Below are 20556 nucleotides of genomic sequence, written 5' to 3'. Positions count from 1 at the left end.
GGGCCCGTAGTATCCGTTAGGCAGGACGAGAGTCCAGCCAGGGCCCCCGCAGCAGTTCGCAGAGACGAGGAATCACCCGTGACCGACGTCCGTAACGTCATCATCATCGGCTCAGGGCCCGCGGGATACACCGCCGCGCTCTACACGGCGCGTGCCTCTCTCAACCCGTTGGTCTTCGAAGGGTCCGTCACCGCCGGCGGCGCCTTGATGAACACCACCGAGGTGGAGAACTTCCCCGGCTTCCGGGACGGCATCATGGGCCCGGACCTGATGGACAACATGCGGGCCCAGGCTGAGCGCTTCGGAGCGGAGCTGATCCCGGACGACATCGTCGCCGTCGACTTCAGCGGCGACGTCAAGACCGTCACGGACTCCGCGGGCAAGGTCCACAAGGCGCGGGCCATCATCGTCACCACCGGCTCCCAGCACCGCAAGCTGAACCTCCCCAACGAGGACCAGCTCTCCGGCCGCGGTGTCTCCTGGTGTGCGACGTGTGACGGCTTCTTCTTCCGGGAGCACGACATCGCCGTCATCGGTGGTGGCGACACCGCGATGGAGGAGGCGACGTTCCTGTCCCGCTTCGCCAGCTCGGTGAAGATCGTGCACCGCCGGGACAGCCTGCGTGCCTCCAAGGCGATGCAGGAGCGGGCCTTCGCGGACCCGAAGATCTCGTTCGTGTGGGACAGCGAGGTCGCGGAGATCCACGGCGACGGCAAGCTCTCCGGTCTGACGCTGCGCAACACCAAGACCGGTGAGACGTCCGAGCTGCCGGTCACCGGGCTGTTCATCGCGATCGGCCACGACCCCAGGACGGAGCTCTTCAAGGGCGTGCTCGACCTGGACGCCGAGGGGTATCTGAAGGTGCAGGCGCCGAGCACCCGCACCAACATCCCCGGCGTGTTCGCAGCCGGCGACGTCGTGGACCACACCTACCGCCAGGCCATCACCGCGGCCGGCACCGGCTGTTCCGCCGCGCTGGACGCCGAACGGTACCTGGCGGCGCTGACCGACGCCGAGAAGGCCGCCTGACGCTCCGGCGCCCCGAGACTCTCGCTCTCCCTACCGCACCCAGACACTCCGAGGAGGCCGCCGTGGCCGAGAACATCAAGGACACCAAGCCGAAGCACGTGACCGATGAGACCTTCGCCGCCGAGGTGCTCGCCAGCGACAAGCCGGTGCTGGTCGACTTCTGGGCAGAGTGGTGCGGCCCGTGCCGCCAGATCGCGCCGTCGCTCGAGGCCATCGCCGCCGAGCACCCGGACGAGATCACCATCGTGAAGCTGAACATCGACGAGAACCCGGTGACCGCCGCCCAGTACGGCGTGATGTCGATCCCGACGCTGAACGTCTACAAGGGCGGCGAGGTCGTGAAGACCATCGTGGGCGCCAAGCCCAAGGCGGCCCTGGTGCGTGACCTGTCCGACTTCATCGGCTGAGTCCCGCCCGCCCAGGACGGCACAGCACGACGGCCCGTCGTGTTCCACGTGGAACACGACGGGCCGTCGTCGTTCTCCCGTCGCTGTTCTCCCGTCGCTCTACAGCGGCCGCAGCGCCGGCTCCTTCTGCACGGCGCCCAGCAGCCGGTCGAGCGCCATCTCCACGTCCTCCCGCCACGACAGCGCCGTCCGCAGTTCCAACCGGAGCCGGGGGTAACGGCGATGGGGGCGGACCGTCTTGAAGCCCACCGCCGTCAGATGGTCGGCGGGCAGCACACACGCCGGGGTCTCCCAGGCGGCGTCCCCGAACGCCTCGATGGCGCGGAAGCCGCGCCGTACCAGGTCCTTGGCGACGGTCTGGACGAGCACGCGGCCGAGTCCCTGCCCCTGGTAGCCGGGGAGCACGCGGGAGGTCATCAGCTGCACCGCGTCGGCGGAGACGGGGCTGGTCGGGAAGGCGGTGGAGCGGGGGACGTAGGCGGCCGGGGCGTAGAGCACGAAACCGGCCGGGACCTCGTCGACATAGACCAGCCGTCCGCAGGAGCCCCACTCCAGCAGGACCGCGGAGATCCAGGACTCCTTCTCCAGCTCGGGCCGGCCGGCCTGGACGGCCGCGGCCCCGCTCACCGGGTCCAACTCCCAGAAGACGCAGCGCCGGCAGGGCCTGGGGATGTCGGGAAGGTTGTCGAGCGTCAGCGGTACAAGCCGGCGTCCCATGCGGTGAAGCCCCCGTCTCTCTCGTGAACCAACCGCCCCCACAGGGCACCCCGATGGTCCACCGGGGTGCCCTCACCTCACTCGACGCCGTCCTCGGCGTCCTCGGCGTCGTCCTCCAGCCTGTTCTCCAGGACCTTGCCCTCGCCGGGGGCCATCGATCCCAGGATGCGCTCCAGATCCTCTATCGAAGCGAACTCCACAACGATCTTTCCGCGCTTTTGACCCAGGTCCACCTTCACCCGAGTCTCGAAGCGGTCCGACAGCCGCGACGCGAGATGGGTCAGCGCGGGCGAGACCCGGCGGCCGGCCCGCGGTGCCGCGGACTTGCGGGTCGCCTTCGGCTCGCTGTTCATCAGCGTGACGATCTCCTCGACCGCCCGGACGGACAGCCCCTCGGCCACGATCCGGTGGGCGAGCTTGTCCTGCTCCTCGGCGTCCTCCAGGGCGAGCAGCGCCCGGGCGTGGCCGAAGGAGATCACGCCCGCGGCGACCCGCCGCTGCACCGGTGCCGAAAGCTTCAGCAGCCGCAGCGTGTTGGAGACCTGCGAGCGGGACCGGCCGATCCGGTCGGCGAGCTGCTCGTGGGTGCAGGCGAAGTCCCGCAGCAGCTGGTCGTAGGCCGCGGCCTCCTCCAGCGGGTTCAGCTGGGCCCGGTGCAGGTTCTCCAGGAGGGCGTCCAGGAGGAGCTTCTCGTCGTCGGTGGCCCGGACGATCGCGGGGATGCGCTCCAGGCCCGCCTCGCGGCAGGCCCGCCAGCGGCGCTCGCCCATGATCAGCTCATAGCGGTCCGAGCCGATCGGCCGGACCACCACCGGCTGGAGCAGGCCCACCTCCTTGATGGAGATGATCAGCTCGTTGAGGGCGTCCTCGTCGAAGACCTCGCGCGGCTGGCGGGGGTTGGGCGTGATGACGTCCAACTCCAGCTCGGCGAAGTAGGCGCCCGAGACCGGGGCCGGCGAGGGCGAGAGGTCCGGCTCTGTTTCACGTGAAACAGGGATCTCCGCCACGGCGGTGCCGCCGTCCATCGGACGGCGCTCCACCAGGCCGGCCACCTTTGCCGCGGCCACCCCACGGTCCGGCACCAGCGCCGGCGTACCGCCCGGCGATGTCCCGGCCGGCTGCGGCGCGGCAGGGATCAGCGCGCCGAGACCACGGCCGAGCCCTCTGCGTCGATCACTCACTGGATCCCCTCCGACATGTGCGGGTTGTGCTCAAGGTGCTGCGGATCATGCGCGTCACCGTGCTGTGGGTCGTAATGGACGTTCAGGCCCTCGGGCAGGCCGCGCAGCGCCATTTCCCGCGCGGCTTCGAGGTAGGAGAGGGCGCCGCTCGATCCGGGGTCATAGGTCAGCACGGTCTGGCCGTAGCTGGGGGCCTCGGAGATGCGGACGGACCGGGGGATGCTGGTGCGCAGCACCTCCTTGCCGAAGTGGGTGCGCACCTCCTCGGCCACCTGGGAGGCGAGCCGGGTCCGGCCGTCGTACATCGTCAGCAGGATCGTGGAGACATGCAGCCGCGGGTTCAGGTGGGCGCGGACCAGGTCCACGTTCTTCAGCAGCTGGCCGAGGCCCTCCAGGGCGTAGTACTCGCACTGGATCGGGATGACCACTTCGGCACCGGCCACCAGGGCGTTGACGGTGAGCAGGCCGAGAGAGGGCGGGCAGTCGATGAGGACATAGTCCAGCGGCTGCTCGTACCCCTCGATCGCCCGCTGCAGCCGGCTCTCGCGGGCGACCAGCGAGACGAGTTCGATCTCGGCGCCCGCCAGGTCGATGGTGGCAGGGGCGCAGAAGAGGCCCTCGACGTCGGCTACCGGCTGGACGACGTCCGAGAGCGGCTTGCTCTCCACCAGCACGTCGTAGATGGAGGGGACTTCGGCGTGGTGGTCGATGCCGAGAGCCGTCGAGGCGTTGCCCTGCGGGTCGAGGTCGATCACGAGCACACGGCCGCCGTGGAGCGCGAGGGAGGCCGCCAGGTTCACGGTCGTGGTGGTCTTGCCCACCCCGCCCTTCTGGTTGGCCACCACCATCACCCGCGTCTGCGCAGGTCGTGGCAGCCCCTCACCGGCCCGGCCCAGGGCCTCCACGGCCAGCTGGGCAGCACGGCCGATGGGGGTGTCATCCATGGGAGGCAATGTTTCACGTGAAACATCGCTCCCGTACCCCGGGGGCCCGGAAAGGGGTCCGCCGGCGGTGTCGGCTGAGCGGGGACCCGGGACCGGATCGGTCATCGGCCCCGCGATGTTGGCGTCGGACCGCAAGGACTCACTCTCCTCGACTTCAGGGTCGCTATGAGAAGAGCCTGCCATGCCCGAGGGGTGCTGAACCAGCGAGCCCCGGCTGCCTGTGGACAAATCCCGGGAACTGTCCACAGGAGGAGTGTCCCTGACGGGTTTTTTGGCGTGTGCCTCGGCCGCGGCCCGCCCACGGCTGAGGACTCCGGGCAGTAGAGAGCGACGTTTCACGTGGAACACGATGCACAGCGGCAGTCGCCCGTGTCCGAAGACACTCCGATTTATAGCGGTTTGGCCGTTTGTATGGCGTACAGAGATTGACGGAAGCTCAGCGGCGGCGCCGACCGCCTCCACCTGAATGGCGGGACGCGCGGTTCGCCCGCGCCGCCTTCGCCCGCCGGGTCGCCGCCCGCACACCGCCCGGGCTCTCGCCGACCTGGACCCGCACCACGGTGGAGAGCGGATCGACCACTCCCTCGCCGACCTGGACCACGGTGGCGCCGACGGCTCCGAGGCGGCTGAGCGCGGCCCGTGCCGCCTTCAGCTCCTCCTCTGCGGTGTCGCCCTTGAGGACGGCCATCTCCCCGTGCGGCCGCAGCAGCGGCAGCCCCCAGCCGGCCAGCCGGTCCAGCGGCGCGACCGCCCGCGCGGTCACCACGTCCACCTGGGGCAGCGAGCCGACCATCTCCTCGGCCCGGCCGCGCACCACCGTGACATTGGTGAGCCCGAGCAGCTTGACCACCTCCTCCAGGAAGGTGGTCCGGCGCAGCAGTGGTTCGAGCAGGGTGATCCGCAGATCCGGGCGGACCAGCGCCAGCGGGATGCCGGGCAGCCCGGCACCGGAGCCGACGTCGCAGACCGACACGTCCTCCTCGATCACCTCGGAGAGCACCGCGCAGTTGAGGAGGTGGCGCTCCCACAGCCGCGGCACCTCGCGGGGGCCGATCAGTCCGCGCCGCACGCCGGCGTCCGCGAGCAGACCGGCGTAGCGCAGAGCGTCGGGGAACCGGTCGCCGAAGACCGTCCTGGCCTGCTCGGGCGGCGCGGGAAGCTCCGCTGCTGCCTCGGTCACGGGCCTGTCCTTTCCTGCGGGTGAGGTCCTCTGTGCAGAGGGTGCGGAGGGCTGGCGCGAGTGTGCACCATCAGGGTTACAAGATTCGGCCCCGCCTGCGAGCAGACGGGGCCGGACACGACATGAGGGGCGGCTGGCCGGTCAGGCCGGGAGGACGACCACCCGGCGCTGGGGCTCCTCACCCTCGGACTCACTGCGCAGGCCCGCCGCGGCGACCGCGTCGTGCACCACCTTGCGCTCGAAGGGCGTCATCGGGTCGAGCTTCACCGGCTGCCCGGTCTGCCTGACCTCCTCGGCGGCACTCGCCCCCAGCTTCGCCAGCTCGGTGCGCTTGCGGGCCCGGAAGCCCGCGATGTCGAGCATCAGCCGGCTGCGCTCGCCGGTCTCCCGGTGGACGGCGAGCCGGGTGAGCTCCTGCAGCGCCTCCAGCACCTCGCCGTCCCGGCCGACCAGCTTGGTCAGGTCGCGGCTGGGGCCGTCCCCGATGATCGACACCGAGGCGCGCTCGCCCTCGACGTCCATGTCGATGTCGCCGTCGAGGTCGGCGATGTCCAGCAGACCCTCGAGGTAGTCCGCGGCGATCTCACCCTCCTGCTCCAGCCGGCTCAGGCCCGCGGCCGAGCCGCTGTCGGGTGCCGTGGTCGTGTTGACGTCGCTCACGCCTGGACTCCTCTTACTTCTTCTTCGACAGGTTGCTCGGCTTGCCCTTGCCGCCCGAGGACTTCCCGGACGAGCCGCCCTGCTTGGTGGCTCCCGCCCGGGGCGCACCGGCTCGTGGCGCCCCCGCCCGGGGCGCACCGGGCTTGCCGGAGCCCGAACCGCCGCCCGAGCCGGACCCGCCGGACTGCTTGCCGCCGCCGGCCTGCTTGCCCCCCTGCTGCCCGGCGGCCGGAGCACCACCACCCGAGCCGCTGCCCGACCCGCCGCTGCGGGCCGTACCGCCGCCCGACGTGCGCTGCGACTTGCTCTGCCGCTTGGGCTGCGTGCGGTTCTGCCGCGCGACCTCGACGGCCTCGCGCGCCTTGACCTCCTCCGGCGGCTCCACCAGCTTGCCCTTCGCCCGCAGCCGCTCCTGGCGCTGCTTGAAGGCGAGGCTGCCCGGGGTGGGGTTGCGCCGGATGACGACCAACTGCTGGCACATCGTCCAGACGTTGGTGGTCAGCCAGTAGAGGAGCACGCCGACCGGGGCGAAGATACCGAAGACCGCGAAGATCACCGGGAAGACGTACATCAGCATCTTCTGCTGCTGCATGAACGGCGTGTTCACCGACATGTCCACGTTCTTCGTCATCAGCTGGCGCTGCGTGTAGAACTGCGACAGCGACATCAGGACGATCATGAGCGCGGCGACGACACGGACCGTGGTGAGCGAGGCGCCCAGGTTGCTCACGGTGGTGGAGGAGTCGAGGAACTTGGCCGCGAGCGGCGCGCCGAAGATGTGCGCGTTCTGCGCGCTCTGCACCAGGTTCTCGTGGATCACGCCCACCGTGTGGCCCTTGGCCACGTTGCTGAGCACGTGGTACAGGGCGAAGAAGAACGGCGACTGGACGAGGATCGGCAAGCACGAGGAGAGCGGGTTGGTACCCGTCTCCTTGTACAGCTTCATCATCTCTTCCGACTGCTTCTGCCGGTCGTTCTTGTAGCGCTCCTGGATCGCCTTCATCTTCGGCTGGAGCACCTGCATGTTCCGGGTGGACTTGATCTGCTTCACGAAGAGCGGGATCAGGGCCGTCCGGATCAGGATCACCAGCGAGACGATGGACAGACCCCACGCCCAGCCGCTGTCCTTGTCGAAAACCAGGCTGTACAACGAGTGGAACTGGACAATGATCCACGAGACAGCGTCATAGAGGGGGTTCAAGATCCCCACGGTCAGGCTCCTTGGGCGTGAGAGGGTCCGGTGGGCTCGGGCGTGACGGGCCCGTCGGAGCCGCCCCGCAGGTAGCGGCGCAGCAGTTCGTGCCATCGCGGCCGCTTGCGCGGCGGGACGTGGTCCACGCCGCCGGGCGACCAGGGGTTGCACCGCAGAATGCGCCATGCGGTCAGGGCCGTGCCCTTGATCGCACCATGCCGGTCGACGGCCGTGTATCCGTAGTGCGAGCAGGAGGGGTAGTAACGGCACACGGGCCCCAGCAGCGGACTGATCGTCCACTGGTAGAGCTTGATCAGTGCCAGCAGCGGGTATTTCATCGGGACACCCTCTCCTCGGCGTCGCCACGGGTGTCACGGCCCAGCAGCCGCTCCAGTGCGGCGTCCAGGTCCAGGGCCAGCTGTGCGTGGTCCGCGCTGCCCGCGGGTGGCAGCGCGCGTACTACCACAAGGCTACCGGGGGGAAGCAGTGACAAGCGGTCTCGCACCAGATGACGCAGGCGGCGCTTGACCAGGTTGCGTTGGACGGCGCCGCCGACGGCCTTGCTCACGACGAAACCCGCACGTGCCGGGGGAGCGCTTCCCCCTGGCGCGTGCGGGTCCGTGGCGGCGCGGCGCAGATGGACGACCAGCGACGGGCGACCCGCCCGGCGTCCACGGCGAACCGCTTCTCCGAAGTCCTGGCGCCGCCTCAGCCGATTCTCGGAGGGCAGCACGGCATGAGACCTGTGGTGATCAGGCGGACAGGCGGGCGCGGCCCTTGCTGCGGCGGGTCGCGATGATGGCGCGGCCGGCGCGGGTGCGCATACGCAGACGGAAGCCGTGGGTCTTCGCGCGGCGGCGGTTGTTCGGCTGGAAGGTGCGCTTGCTCACTCGGGGGCTCCAGGAAGATCGTGTTCGGCGGTGCGTCGCCTGGCTGTCACCGTGCGCCCACGAGAAAGCTCGCGGACCGATCGGATACACCGCTTTTCACGATCGCCCGGAGGCTCGGAGCACCCGGAGGATCTTCGCCCATCAGTAGGCAGGCGGCAGCAGCCATCGACAACTCGACCTCGATACGGTACGTGCGGCTAGGCCATCCGGTCAAACTCGCACCGCGGCCACCGGGTGTTTGTACACAGCCTGTGGACAACGACTTGAACCACACAGGCCGCCCTGACTACCGTGGCTGGACCCCGGGCCGATCCGCCGACCGAACCTCGTACTCTTCCCGCCCGCCCGGAGGATCACACGTTCGCGGGAGTTCTCAGCACCACCAAGCGACCGAGAGAGCGTGCACTGTGGCCGACGTGACTGCCGATCTTGCCGCAGTGTGGCCCCGGGTACTGCAGAAGCTGCTGGTCGACAGCGAGCTCAAGCCCAAGGACGCCGAGTGGCTGCAGCGCACCCAGCCGCTGACGCTGGTGGCCGGCACCGCCGTCTTCTCCGCGCCGAACGAGTTCGCCAAGAGCGTCCTGGAGGGGCGGCTGATGCCGCTGATCACCAAGGTGCTCAGCAGTGAGTTCGGTCACCCGGTGGGGATCGCCATCGCCGTCGCCTCCGGCGGCGAGCAGGAGCAGGCCCCCGCGCCGGAGCCCGCCGAGGAGCCCCGGGTGCGCCCGGCCTATCCCGAGCACGCCGACTGGCAGCAGCCCAAGCTCGGCAGCTGGGGCGTCCCGGTCGGCGCCGACTTCCACGGCCGCGACACCTATGAGGTCCGCCGCGACATCAGGGATGCCAGGGACGTCCGCGATGTCCGTGATGTGCGCGATGGGCGGGACGGCTACGACGAGCGCCGGGACAGTTACGAGGAGCGGCGCGAGCCGGCGTACGAGGAGCGCCGCGACTCCTACGACGAGCGGCGCGACAGGTACGAGTCCCGCGGCGACGCGGGAGACCCCGGCGGCTACGACGGCCGGCCCGAGCCCTACGACGAGCGGCGTTACCGCCCCGAGCCGCGCGACGGCTACCCCGGTGTCCCGCACCAGGGCCACCCGGGCGGGCACCCCGGCAGCCAGGGCGGCGGCCCCTCCTACGGGCAGGGCCCGGGTCCGTCCTATCCGCAGCCCGGCCAGGTCCCGCCGGCCCGCAGCGAGCAGCCCCCCGGCGGCCCCGGCTCCTCAGGTGTGCCTGGCGTGCCCGGGGCGCCCGCGGGCGGCAGCAGCGGCGGCGCCGTGGAGCCGACGGCCCGCCTCAACCCCAAGTACCTCTTCGACACCTTCGTGATCGGCGCGTCCAACCGCTTCGCGCACGCGGCCGCGGTCGCCGTCGCCGAGGCGCCCGCCAAGGCGTACAACCCGCTCTTCATCTACGGCGAGTCCGGCCTCGGCAAGACGCACCTGCTGCACGCCATCGGGCACTACGCGCGCAGCCTCTACCCCGGCACCCGGGTGCGGTACGTGAGCTCGGAGGAGTTCACCAACGAGTTCATCAACTCCATCCGGGACGGCAAGGCGGACGCGTTCCGCAAGCGGTACCGGGACATGGACATCCTGCTCGTGGACGACATCCAGTTCCTGGCCCAGAAGGAGTCGACGCAGGAGGAGTTCTTCCACACCTTCAACACCCTGCACAACGCGAACAAGCAGATCGTGCTCTCCTCCGACCGGCCGCCCAAGCAGCTGGTCACCCTGGAGGACCGGCTGCGCAACCGCTTCGAGTGGGGCCTGATCACCGACGTCCAGCCGCCCGAGCTGGAGACGCGCATCGCGATCCTGCGCAAGAAGGCGGTGCAGGAGCAGCTGAACGCGCCGCCGGAGGTGCTGGAGTTCATCGCCTCGCGGATCTCGCGGAACATCCGCGAGCTGGAAGGCGCGCTGATCCGGGTGACCGCCTTCGCCAGCCTCAACCGGCAGCCGGTGGACCTGCAGCTGACCGAGATCGTGCTCAAGGACCTCATCCCCGGCGGCGACGACTCGGTGCCGGAGATCAGCGGCACCGCGATCATGGCGGAGACGGCGGCGTACTTCGGGCTCGCGGTGGACGACCTGTCGGGCTCCTCGCGCAGCCGGGTGCTCGTCACCGCCCGGCAGATCGCGATGTACCTGTGCCGCGAGCTGACCGACCTGTCGCTGCCGAAGATCGGCGCGCTCTTCGGCGGCCGCGACCACACCACCGTGATGCACGCCGACCGCAAGATCCGCTCGCTGATGGCCGAGCGGCGCTCCATCTACAACCAGGTGACCGAGCTCACGAACCGCATCAAGAGCTGACGCCGGCCGCCCCGTCCCCGTCTGCACAAGCGCCCCGGAAGCCCCGCTCCCGGGGCGTTGCCGTGTCCCGCCGGGCTCGCCGATGGGCCGCCTGGCCTCCCGGCGAGGGTCCGGCGGGCGCCCTCGCGCGGGTCCGGTCGGCGTGCCCATGTGTCCGGCCTGTTCGATTCCCTCCGCGCCTGTGCCGTTTCTCCACAGAAACGGCGCGGATGCGCTGTCCACACCCTGGGGACGGCGGAGTTGTCCAGAGCGTCCTCCACAGCCGGGCCGCCCCGGGGACCGTACCCGCAGCTCAGCGGGCTGGGGAAATGTGGGCGGGCCCGATCCACAGACTGTGGACGGAGCAGGCGGCTCCCGGCCGCCCACAGGTGGTTGTCCCCAGCCCGCCCACAGGATGCCCGTCCTTGTGCACAGGAGGGGGCCGCTTCTCCACACCTGTGTCCACTGTTCGGCAAGTCGATGCCCCCACTCACACGATCGAGTGAAAGCCGTCACACCAAGGAGGTGGGTTGGGCTGGGGAGAACCTGGGTATTTCTGGGGACGCAGCTGGGGAGAACCCTGTGGAGCCTGTGCATCGGGTGTGCACAACTTTCCGCCGTCCACAGCAGGGCCTGGTTGTCCACCGGCGCCGCCCACAGGTGCGGTGGACAAAAAACGGCCCCTGACCTGCGGTGGAAGTGGTTATCCACGGTATCCACACCCCCTACTACTACGACTGCACAGAGAGAGCTGCGAAGTCGTTTCGAAGCGGGGGCTGTGCACAACTCGGCCCGGTGCCGACCGCCACGCATGTCACGGCTTGACGCCAAGGCGCACCTGCTGTCAGTCCGGTGCGTCAGACTGGACCCCGACAGCCAGCAACAAGCAGGAGGCGGTTCCGGTGAAGATCCGGGTGGAGCGCGACGTACTCGCCGAGGCAGTGGCTTGGGCCGCCCGCAGCCTCCCGGCCCGTCCTCCGGTGCCCGTCCTCGCCGGCCTGCTGCTCAAGGCCGACGACGGCAAGCTGAGCCTGTCCGGCTTCGACTACGAGGTCTCCGCCCGCGTCTCGGTGGAGGCCGAGGTCGACGAGGAGGGCACGGTGCTCGTCTCCGGCCGCCTGCTCGCCGACATCTCCCGCGCCCTGCCCAACCGCCCGGTGGAGATCTCCACCGATGGCGTGCGGGTCACCGTGGTCTGCGGCAGCTCGCGGTTCACCCTCCACACCCTGCCTGTGGAGGAGTACCCGGCGCTGCCCGCCATGCCCACCGCCTCCGGCAGCGTCCCCGGCGAGGTCTTCGCCGCCGCCGCCTCCCAGGTCGCCATCGCCGCCGGGCGCGACGACACGCTCCCGGTGCTCACCGGCGTGCGGATCGAGATCGAGGGCGACACCGTCACCCTTGCCGCCACCGACCGGTACCGGTTCGCGGTCCGCGAGTTCCTGTGGAAGCCCGAGCAGGCCGACATCTCCGCGGTCGCGCTGGTGCCCGCCAAGACCCTGCTGGACACCGCCAAGTCGCTCACCAGCGGCGACACCGTCTCCATCGCGCTGGCCGGGGCCGGGCAGGGCGAGGGCCTGATCGGTTTCGAGGGCGCCGGGCGCCGCACCACCACCCGGCTGCTCGAGGGCGACCTGCCCAAGTACCGCACGCTGTTCCCCACCGAGTTCGCCTCGGTCGCCGTCATCGAGACCGCCCCCTTCGTGGAGGCGGTCAAGCGCGTCGCCCTGGTCGCCGAGCGGAACACCCCGGTGCGGCTGAGCTTCGAGCAGGGCGTGCTCACCTTGGAGGCCGGCTCCAGCGACGACGCACAGGCTGTGGAAAGGGTCGACGCCAAGCTCGACGGCGACGACATCTCGATCGCCTTCAACCCGACCTTCCTGCTCGACGGCCTGAGCGCGATCGACTCCCCCGCCGCCCAGCTGTCGTTCACCACCTCCACCAAGCCCGCCCTGCTCAGCGGCCGTCCCGCCGTCGACGCGGAGGCCGACGACGCGTACAAGTACCTGATCATGCCGGTCCGCCTGTCCGGCTGACACCCGGCCGGAAGAAGGCCGCGAAAAGGCCGGAAACCGGCCGGGTGACCGGCTGCCGCCCCGCCGAAGTCCGCCCGGCGGCGCGGCAAGGGGCGTCCGGCGGAGATCCGGTCACCGGGCCGACGTAGGCTCGGGTCAGGTCAGGCAGGTATCAGGCAGGAGTCGCGGTCGCGTATCGCCGTGACGCGTCGACAGCTTCGAACGAAGGGTCTGTGATGGAGCTCGGTCTCATCGGTCTCGGCAAGATGGGCGGGAACATGCGCGAGCGCATCCGCCGCGCGGGCCACACCGTCATCGGGTACGACCGGAACCCGGATCTCGCCGATGTCCACAGCCTCAAGGAGCTTGTGGACTCCCTGCAGGGACCCCGCGTGGTGTGGGTGATGGTCCCCGCCGGCGCCGCCACCCAGGCCACCATCGACGAGCTGGGCGAGCTGCTCTCCCCCGGCGACCTGGTGATCGACGGCGGCAACTCGCGCTGGACCGACGACGAGCGGCACGCCAAGGAGCTGGGCGGGAAGGGCATCGGCTTCGTCGACTGCGGCGTCTCCGGCGGCGTGTGGGGCCTGGCGAACGGCTACGCGCTGATGTACGGCGGCACCGACGAGGACGTCGCCAAGGCGCAGCCGTTCTTCGACGCGCTCAAGCCCGAGGGCGACTTCGGCGCCGTGCACGCCGGCAAGGTCGGCGCCGGCCACTTCGCCAAGATGGTCCACAACGGCATCGAGTACGCCATGATGCAGGCCTACGCCGAGGGCTGGGAGCTGCTGGAGGCCGTGGACTCGGTCACCGACGTGCGCGAGGTCTTCCGCTCCTGGAAGGCCGGCACCGTGATCCGCTCCTGGCTGCTCGACCTCGCGGTGGACGCGCTCGACAAGAGCGAGCACCTGGAGAACCTCAAGGGCTTCGCGCAGGACTCCGGCGAGGGCCGCTGGACGGTGGAGGCCGCCATCGACAACGCGGTGCCGCTGCCGGCCATCACCGCCTCGCTCTTCGCCCGCTTCTCCTCCCGCCAGGAGGACTCCCCCCAGATGAAGATGATCGCCGCGCTGCGCAACGAGTTCGGCGGCCACGCGGTCACGGCGGCCGAGTAGCGGGCAGGCGCATGCACGTCGCGCACCTGTCGCTCGCCGACTTCCGCTCCTACGCCCGGGCCGAGGTCCCCCTCGACCCGGGCGTGACGGCCTTCGTGGGCCCCAACGGGCACGGGAAGACCAACCTCGTGGAGGCGGTCGGCTACCTCGCCACGCTCGGCAGCCACCGGGTCGCGGCCGACGCGCCGCTGGTCCGGCTCGGCGCCGAGCGGGCGGTGGTGCGCGCCCAGGTGGTGCAGGACACCCGGCAGCAGCTGGTCGAGCTGGAGATCAACCCGGGCCGCGCCAACCGGGCCCGGATCAACCGCTCCTCGCAGGTCCGCCCCCGCGATGTGCTCGGCATCGTGCGCAGCGTGCTCTTCGCGCCCGAGGACCTGGCCCTGGTCAAGGGCGACCCGGGCGAACGCCGCCGGTTCCTGGACGAGCTGGTCACCGCCCGCGCCCCGCGACTGGCCGGGGTGCGGGCCGACTACGACCGGGTGCTCAAGCAGCGCAACACCCTGCTGAAGAGCGCCGCCCTGGCCCGCCGGCACGGGGCCAGGACCGCGGCGGGCCCCGGCGGCCGCACCGGCGGCGCCGACCTGTCCACCCTCGACGTGTGGGACCAGCACCTGGCCCGGGCCGGCGCCGAACTGCTCGCCCAGCGGCTGGACCTGGTGGCGGCCCTGCAGCCGCTGGCCGACAAGGCGTACGAGCAACTGGCACCCGGCGGCGGGCCGGTGGGCCTGGACTACAAGGACTCGCTCGGCGAACCGGGCGCCCCGGCCGACCCGCAGGAGCCGGCCTCCCTCGGCCGCGAGGAGCTCTACGAGCGGCTGCTGGCCGCGCTCGGCGAGGCCCGGCGGCAGGAGATCGAGCGCGGGGTGACCCTGGTCGGCCCGCACCGCGACGACCTGGTGCTGCGGCTCGGCCCGCTGCCCGCCAAGGGCTACGCCAGCCATGGCGAGTCCTGGTCGTACGCCCTGGCGCTGCGGCTGGCCTCCTACGAGCTGCTGTGCGCGGACGGCCGCGAGCCGGTGCTGGTGCTGGACGATGTGTTCGCCGAGCTGGACGCCGCCCGGCGCAACCGGCTGGCGGAGCTGGTCGCCCACGGCGAGCAGGTGCTGGTCACCGCCGCGGTGGACGACGACGTACCGGACGTGCTGGTGGGGGCGCGGTTCTCGGTGGAGAACGGGACGGTGGAACGGCAGTGAGCGACAGTGACTGACGCGGAGCAGCTGGGGGACGGGGCCGCCGTACCGCGGCAGGAGGGCGCCTCGGGCGTGGACCTGGCCCGGGTGGCGCTGCGGGCGGCCAAGGAGCAGGCCCGCGCCCGGGGGAACGCCGCGATGCAGAAGAAGCAGGCCCGGCGCGGCGGGCTGCGCAGCGGAGCGCGCGCGGACGGCCGTGACCCGCTGCCGCTGGGCGCCGCGATCAGCCGGCTGATCACCGAGCGCGGCTGGGAGGCGCCGGCCGCGGTCGGCGGGGTGATGGGCCGCTGGCCGCAGCTGGTGGGGCCCGAGGTCGCGCAGCACTGCGCCCCGGACACCTACGACGAGGAGGCGCGCGTCCTCACCGTCCAGTGCGACTCCACGGCCTGGGCGACCCAACTGCGGCTGCTCGCCCCCACACTGGTAGCGCGGCTCAACTCCGACCTCGGCCACGGCACGGTGAAGCTGCTCAAGGTGCTCGGCCCGGCCGGCCCGCCCCGCTCGTACGGGCGGCTGCGCGCCCCCGGCAGCAAGGGACCCGGCGACACCTACGGGTGAGCCGCCGGCGCACGCGGGAGCGCGATCCGGACACGCGTACGGCGGGAAAACGGCGTGGAATCCGCGTGGGCTCGGCGTGGGCTGGAGGTGGACGCTCCTCATGGGTGGGCGCGGAGCCGGGAACCGGGGGTGATTTCGGTCATATCCCGGGCATTGCCGACGGGTCATGGGTGCCCCTGCTGTGCGTAGCCGGGCCTTGACAGCCGGAAGCCCGCAATGCCCGCGTGAGCCGTTTTGGCCCCGGGGCCGCGTGGAGGGAGTCCAGCGAGCGGGGATTCGGTCGGCACATGGGAACTCAGGTACCGCCAAAGCCCCATTCATGTCGGCGCTACCGGTAGACTGGTCGTACACCGCCCTCCCCTGGCAGTACCGGTGAGCCCGGCAGGGGTGACCCCAGCGGAACATGTCGAGCGACAGTTAGACGACACGGCCGATCCCGCCCCGGCGGGGACCGGCCCGTGCTGTGCCAGAAAGGGCGCTTCGTGGCCGATTCCGGCAACCCCAACGAGAACTCCAACAGGTCCTACGACGCCAGCGCGATCACCGTGCTGGAAGGGCTCGAGGCGGTGCGCAAGCGCCCGGGCATGTACATCGGCTCGACCGGTGAGCGGGGCCTGCACCACCTCGTCCAGGAGGTGGTCGACAACTCGGTCGACGAGGCCATGGCCGGCCACGCGGACACCATCGACGTGACGATCCTGCCCGACGGCGGCGTGCGCGTGGTGGACAACGGCCGCGGCATCCCGGTCGGCATCGTCCCCTCGGAGGGCAAGCCGGCCCTTGAGGTCGTGCTCACCGTCCTGCACGCCGGCGGCAAGTTCGGCGGCGGCGGCTACGCGGTCTCCGGTGGCCTGCACGGCGTCGGCGTCTCCGTGGTGAACGCGCTGTCGACGCGCGTCGCCGTCGAGGTGCGCACCGACGGGTACCGCTGGAGCCAGGACTACAAGCTGGGCGTCCCCACCGCACCCCTGGCCAGGAACGAGCCGACGGAGGAGACCGGCACCTCGGTCACTTTCTGGGCCGACCCGGACATCTTCGAGACCACCGAGTACTCCTTCGAGACGCTCTCCCGGCGCTTCCAGGAGATGGCGTTCCTCAACAAGGGCCTGCGGATCTCGCTCACCGACCTGCGCGCGGAGCACGTGGACGAGGAGGGCAAGCCGCTGTCGGCCACGTACCACTACGAGGGCGGCATCGTCGACTACGTCACGTACCTCAACTCGCGCAAGGGCGAGCTGGTGCACCCCACCGTCATCGACGTGGAGGCCGAGGACCGCGAGCGGATGCTGTCGGTCGAGGTCGCGATGCAGTGGAACACCCAGTACAGCGAGGGTGTCTACAGCTTCGCCAACACCATCCACACCCACGAGGGCGGCACCCACGAAGAGGGCTTCCGGGCCGCGCTGACCAGCCTGATCAACCGCTACGCGCGGGAGAAGAAGCTGCTGCGCGAGAAGGACGACAACCTCGCCGGCGAGGACATCCGCGAGGGCCTGACGGCGATCATCTCGGTCAAGCTCGGCGAGCCGCAGTTCGAGGGCCAGACCAAGACCAAGCTCGGCAACACCGAGGCGAAGACCTTCGTGCAGAAGGTCGTCCACGAGCACCTGGCCGACTGGCTGGACCGCAACCCCACCGAGGCGGCGGACATCGTCCGCAAGGCGATCCAGGCGGCCACCGCCCGGGTCGCGGCCCGCAAGGCGCGTGACCTGACCCGCCGCAAGGGCCTGCTCGAGTCCGCCTCGCTGCCCGGCAAGCTGAGCGACTGCCAGTCCAACGACCCGACGAAGTGCGAGATCTTCATCGTCGAGGGCGACTCGGCCGGCGGCTCGGCGAAGTCCGGCCGCAACCCGCAGTACCAGGCGATCCTGCCGATCCGCGGCAAGATCCTCAACGTGGAGAAGGCCAGGATCGACAAGATCCTGCAGAACCAGGAGATCCAGGCGCTGATCTCCGCCTTCGGCACGGGCGTGCACGAGGACTTCGACATCGCCAAGCTGCGGTACCACAAGATCATCCTCATGGCGGACGCCGACGTCGACGGCCAGCACATCAACACCCTGCTGCTGACCTTCCTCTTCCGCTTCATGCGCCCGCTGGTCGAGGCCGGCCACGTGTACCTCTCCCGCCCCCCGCTCTACAAGATCAAGTGGGGCCGGGACGACTGGGAGTACGCCTACTCCGACCGCGAGCGCGACGCCCTGGTGGAACTCGGCAAGCAGAGCGGCAAGCGGGTGCGCGAGGACTCCATCCAGCGCTTCAAGGGCCTCGGCGAGATGAACGCCGAGGAGCTGCGGGTGACCACGATGGACATCGACCACCGCGTGCTCGGCAAGGTCACCCTGGACGACGCGGCCCTGGCCGACGACCTCTTCTCGGTGCTGATGGGCGAGGACGTCGACGCGCGCCGCACCTTCATCCAGCGCAACGCCAAGGACGTCCGCTTCCTGGACATCTGAGTCGGCCCCGACCCACCGGCCGTGTGAAAGGACTTGAACGAAGCGATGGCCGACGACACCACCCCCGAGAACCCGCCCGTGCCCGACATCCCGGAGTCCGAGCAGGACCAGCGCAACTCGGCCGGCTCGCTGCGCATCGAGCCCGTCGGGCTCGAGACGGAGATGCAGCGCAGCTACCTCGACTACGCGATGTCCGTCATCGTCTCCCGCGCGCTGCCCGACGTGCGGGACGGCCTGAAGCCGGTGCACCGCCGCGTGCTGTACGCGATGTACGACGGCGGCTACCGGCCGGAGAAGGGCTACTACAAGTGCGCCCGCGTCGTCGGCGACGTGATGGGCACCTACCACCCGCACGGCGACTCCTCGATCTACGACGCGCTGGTCCGCCTCGCGCAGCCGTGGTCGATGCGGATGCCGCTGGTGGACTCCAACGGCAACTTCGGCTCCCCGGGCAACGACCCGGCCGCCGCCATGCGGTACACCGAGTGCCGGATGGCGCCGCTGGCCATGGAGATGGTCCGCGACATCGACGAGGAGACCGTCGACTTCACGGACAACTACGACGGCCGCAACCAGGAGCCGACGGTGCTGCCGTCGCGCTTCCCGAACCTGCTGATCAACGGCTCGGCCGGCATCGCGGTCGGCATGGCGACCAACATCCCGCCGCACAACCTGCGCGAGGTCGCCGAGGGCGCCCAGTGGTTCCTGGCCAACCCCGAGGCGGAGCCGGAGGAGCTGCTCGACGCCCTGATCGAGCGGATCAAGGGCCCCGACTTCCCCACCGGCGCCCTGGTGGTGGGCCGCAGGGGCATCGAGGACGCCTACCGCACCGGTCGCGGCTCGATCACCATGCGCGCGGTGGTCGAGGTCGAGGAGATCCAGAACCGCCAGTGCCTGGTGGTCACCGAGCTGCCCTACCAGGTCAACCCGGACAACCTCGCGCAGAAGATCGCCGACCTGGTGAAGGACGGCCGGATCGGCGGCATCGCCGACGTCCGCGACGAGACCTCCTCGCGCACCGGCCAGCGCCTGGTGATCGTGCTCAAGCGCGACGCCGTGGCCAAGGTCGTGCTCAACAACCTGTACAAGCACACCGACCTGCAGACCAACTTCGGCGCCAACATGCTGGCCCTGGTCGACGGCGTGCCGCGCACCCTGTCGCTGGACGCCTTCATCCGCAACTGGGTCACCCACCAGGTCGAGGTCATCGTCCGGCGCACCCGCTTCCGGCTGCGCAAGGCCGAGGAGCGCGCCCACATCCTGCGCGGCCTGCTCAAGGCGCTGGACGCGATCGACGAGGTCATCGCGCTGATCCGGCGCAGCGACACGGTCGAGACCGCCCGCGCGGGCCTGATGGGCCTGCTGGAGATCGACGAGATCCAGGCGAACGCGATCCTGGAGATGCAGCTGCGCCGGCTGGCCGCCCTGGAGCGGCAGAAGATCATCGCCGAGCACGACGAGCTGCAGGCGAAGATCAACGAGTACAACGCGATCCTCGCCTCCCCGGAGAAGCAGCGGCAGATCATCAGCGAGGAACTGCAGGCGATCGTCGACAAGTTCGGCGACGACCGGCGCAGCAAGCTGGTGCCCTTCGACGGCGACATGTCCATCGAGGACCTGATCGCCGAGGAGGACATCGTCGTCACGATCACCCGCGGCGGCTACGTCAAGCGCACCAAGACCGAGGACTACCGCTCGCAGAAGCGCGGCGGCAAGGGCGTGCGCGGCACCAAGCTGAAGCAGGACGACATCGTCGACCACTTCTTCGTCACCACCACCCACCAGTGGCTGCTGTTCTTCACCAACAAGGGCCGGGTCTACCGCGCCAAGGCGTACGAGCTGCCCGACGCCGGCCGGGACGCGCGCGGCCAGCACGTGGCCAACCTGCTCGCCTTCCAGCCGGACGAGCGGATCGCCCAGATCCTGGCGATCAAGGACTACGAGGCGGCGCCGTACCTGGTGCTCGCCACCAAGTCCGGCCTGGTGAAGAAGACCGCGCTGAAGGACTACGACTCCCCGCGCTCGGGCGGCGTCATCGCGATCAACCTGCGCGAGGCCGAGGGGGAGGCGGGTGGCGCCGGAGGATCGGACGAGCTGATCGGCGCCGAACTGGTCTCCGCCGAGGACGACCTGCTGCTGGTCAGCCGGAAGGCCCAGTGCATCCGCTTCACCGCGACCGACGAGGCGCTGCGGCCGATGGGCCGGGCCACTTCGGGCGTCAAGGGGATGAGTTTCCGCGAAGGTGACGAACTCCTCTCCATGAACGTCGTCCGGCCGGGTACGTTCGTCTTCACCGCCACCGATGGCGGGTACGCCAAGCGCACCCGGGTCGACGAGTACCGCGTCCAGGGGCGCGGCGGGCTCGGCATCAAGGCGGCGAAGATCGTGGAGGACCGCGGTTCGCTGGTCGGGGCGCTGGTGGTCGAGGAGGCCGACCAGATCCTCGCCATCACCCTCGGCGGTGGCGTGATCCGTACCCGGGCCGACGAGGTCAGGGAGACCGGCCGTGACACCATGGGCGTCCAGCTGATCAACCTCGGCAAGCGGGACGCGGTCGTCGCCATCGCGCGGAACGCCGAAGCGGAGGATGATCCGGAGGCGGCGGCAGTGGCGGACGGCGGCGAGCCGGCCGGCACCGCGCAGGACAGCGCAGCACAGCAGGACGCTGCGGCCCAGGACACCCCGTCCCAGGCCGCTGATTCGGAGGAGTAGGCCGTGAGTGGAG

At 70.4% G+C, this 20556-nt stretch carries 17 protein-coding genes and 1 pseudogene; 9 read left to right on the top strand and 9 right to left on the bottom strand.

Going from position 1 to position 20556, the window contains the following annotated elements; genetic code table 11:
- Positions 1 to 78 precede the first annotated feature (78 nt).
- On the top strand, positions 79 to 1029 hold the full coding sequence (gene trxB, locus BLR33_RS04185; protein ID WP_093782894.1) for a thioredoxin-disulfide reductase: 951 nt from the start codon (positions 79 to 81) through the stop codon (positions 1027 to 1029).
- A gap of 74 nt (positions 1030 to 1103) precedes the next feature.
- Positions 1104 to 1436, top strand: a complete 333-nt coding sequence (trxA, locus tag BLR33_RS04180) for a thioredoxin (RefSeq protein WP_093783250.1) — start codon at positions 1104 to 1106, stop codon at positions 1434 to 1436.
- A gap of 99 nt (positions 1437 to 1535) precedes the next feature.
- Here the strand turns inward: trxA and BLR33_RS04175 are convergent, their stop codons facing one another.
- The 9 genes from BLR33_RS04175 to rpmH form a co-directional block, all read right to left on the bottom strand.
- On the bottom strand, positions 1536 to 2153 hold the full coding sequence (locus BLR33_RS04175) for a GNAT family N-acetyltransferase (protein ID WP_093782893.1): 618 nt from the start codon (positions 2151 to 2153) through the stop codon (positions 1536 to 1538).
- Between the two features lie 77 nt (positions 2154 to 2230).
- The gene (locus BLR33_RS04170) at positions 2231 to 3334 is read right to left on the bottom strand and encodes a ParB/RepB/Spo0J family partition protein (RefSeq protein ID WP_093782892.1); all 1104 of its coding nucleotides are present in this window, start codon (positions 3332 to 3334) and stop codon (positions 2231 to 2233) included.
- Entirely contained in the window at positions 3331 to 4461 is a 1131-nt protein-coding gene (locus BLR33_RS04165; protein ID WP_093782891.1) for a ParA family protein, read from the bottom strand. The genes BLR33_RS04170 and BLR33_RS04165 overlap by 4 nt, the downstream gene beginning before the upstream one ends.
- A gap of 253 nt (positions 4462 to 4714) precedes the next feature.
- Positions 4715 to 5458: a 16S rRNA (guanine(527)-N(7))-methyltransferase RsmG gene (rsmG, locus tag BLR33_RS04160; RefSeq protein ID WP_093782890.1), complete on the bottom strand. Its 744-nt coding sequence runs from the start codon at positions 5456 to 5458 to the stop codon at positions 4715 to 4717.
- A 141-nt stretch (positions 5459 to 5599) separates the two neighbouring features.
- Positions 5600 to 6118: a Jag family protein gene (locus tag BLR33_RS04155; RefSeq protein ID WP_093782889.1), complete on the bottom strand. Its 519-nt coding sequence runs from the start codon at positions 6116 to 6118 to the stop codon at positions 5600 to 5602.
- Between the two features lie 13 nt (positions 6119 to 6131).
- Complete coding sequence (yidC, locus tag BLR33_RS04150; RefSeq protein ID WP_245771148.1) at positions 6132 to 7328, bottom strand: membrane protein insertase YidC; 1197 nt, start codon at positions 7326 to 7328, stop codon at positions 6132 to 6134.
- Positions 7329 to 7330: 2 nt separating this feature from the next.
- Positions 7331 to 7648 carry a membrane protein insertion efficiency factor YidD gene (gene yidD / locus BLR33_RS04145; RefSeq protein ID WP_093782887.1) on the bottom strand — a complete coding sequence of 106 codons (318 nt, stop codon included), beginning with the start codon at positions 7646 to 7648 and terminating at the stop codon, positions 7331 to 7333.
- On the bottom strand, positions 7645 to 8043 hold the full coding sequence (rnpA, locus tag BLR33_RS04140) for a ribonuclease P protein component (protein ID WP_093782886.1): 399 nt from the start codon (positions 8041 to 8043) through the stop codon (positions 7645 to 7647). Before rnpA ends, yidD begins: the two co-directional genes overlap by 4 nt.
- 19 nt (positions 8044 to 8062) lie before the next feature.
- Positions 8063 to 8200, bottom strand: a complete 138-nt coding sequence (gene rpmH / locus BLR33_RS04135; RefSeq protein WP_059010105.1) for a 50S ribosomal protein L34 — start codon at positions 8198 to 8200, stop codon at positions 8063 to 8065.
- A 407-nt stretch (positions 8201 to 8607) separates the two neighbouring features.
- Between rpmH and dnaA the strand changes: the two genes are divergently transcribed.
- The 7 genes and pseudogenes from dnaA (at position 8608) to gyrA (ending at position 20543) form a co-directional block, all read left to right on the top strand.
- Positions 8608 to 10518: a chromosomal replication initiator protein DnaA gene (dnaA, locus tag BLR33_RS04130; RefSeq protein ID WP_093782885.1), complete on the top strand. Its 1911-nt coding sequence runs from the start codon at positions 8608 to 8610 to the stop codon at positions 10516 to 10518.
- A gap of 881 nt (positions 10519 to 11399) precedes the next feature.
- Positions 11400 to 12530: a DNA polymerase III subunit beta gene (gene dnaN, locus BLR33_RS04125; RefSeq protein WP_093782884.1), complete on the top strand. Its 1131-nt coding sequence runs from the start codon at positions 11400 to 11402 to the stop codon at positions 12528 to 12530.
- Positions 12531 to 12712: 182 nt separating this feature from the next.
- Positions 12713 to 13624 (top strand): annotated as a pseudogene (gene gnd, locus BLR33_RS04120) (phosphogluconate dehydrogenase (NAD(+)-dependent, decarboxylating)); the annotation flags it as partial.
- Between the two features lie 11 nt (positions 13625 to 13635).
- Complete coding sequence (gene recF / locus BLR33_RS04115; protein WP_093782882.1) at positions 13636 to 14817, top strand: DNA replication/repair protein RecF; 1182 nt, start codon at positions 13636 to 13638, stop codon at positions 14815 to 14817.
- Positions 14818 to 14823: 6 nt separating this feature from the next.
- A complete protein-coding gene (locus tag BLR33_RS04110; RefSeq protein ID WP_245771147.1) occupies positions 14824 to 15372 on the top strand; it encodes a DUF721 domain-containing protein in 549 nt (182 codons plus the stop codon).
- 458 nt (positions 15373 to 15830) lie between these two features.
- Complete coding sequence (gene gyrB, locus BLR33_RS04105; RefSeq protein ID WP_093782881.1) at positions 15831 to 17831, top strand: DNA topoisomerase (ATP-hydrolyzing) subunit B; 2001 nt, start codon at positions 15831 to 15833, stop codon at positions 17829 to 17831.
- Between the two features lie 45 nt (positions 17832 to 17876).
- Complete coding sequence (gene gyrA / locus BLR33_RS04100; RefSeq protein ID WP_322987089.1) at positions 17877 to 20543, top strand: DNA gyrase subunit A; 2667 nt, start codon at positions 17877 to 17879, stop codon at positions 20541 to 20543.
- Positions 20544 to 20556: the final 13 nt, after the last annotated feature.

The sequence above is a fragment of the Actinacidiphila guanduensis genome (genome assembly GCF_900103985.1).
Classification (GTDB): domain Bacteria; phylum Actinomycetota; class Actinomycetes; order Streptomycetales; family Streptomycetaceae; genus Actinacidiphila; species Actinacidiphila guanduensis.
Note: the sequence above shows the minus strand (reverse complement) of the source record. Positions and strands in the feature narration are given on the sequence as shown.

Bases quoted from the DNA above. Each gene is read 5' to 3' on its own strand.
- BLR33_RS04175 (WP_093782893.1), bottom strand. From the start codon at position 2,153: ATGGGACGCCGGCTTGTACCGCTGACGCTCGACAACCTTCCCGACATC.
- BLR33_RS04165 (WP_093782891.1), bottom strand. From the start codon at position 4,461: ATGGCAGGCTCTTCTCATAGCGACCCTGAAGTCGAGGAGAGTGAGTCC.
- yidD (WP_093782887.1), bottom strand. From the start codon at position 7,648: ATGAAATACCCGCTGCTGGCACTGATCAAGCTCTACCAGTGGACGATC.
- recF (WP_093782882.1), top strand. From the start codon at position 13,636: ATGCACGTCGCGCACCTGTCGCTCGCCGACTTCCGCTCCTACGCCCGG.
- gyrA (WP_322987089.1), top strand. From the start codon at position 17,877: ATGGCCGACGACACCACCCCCGAGAACCCGCCCGTGCCCGACATCCCG.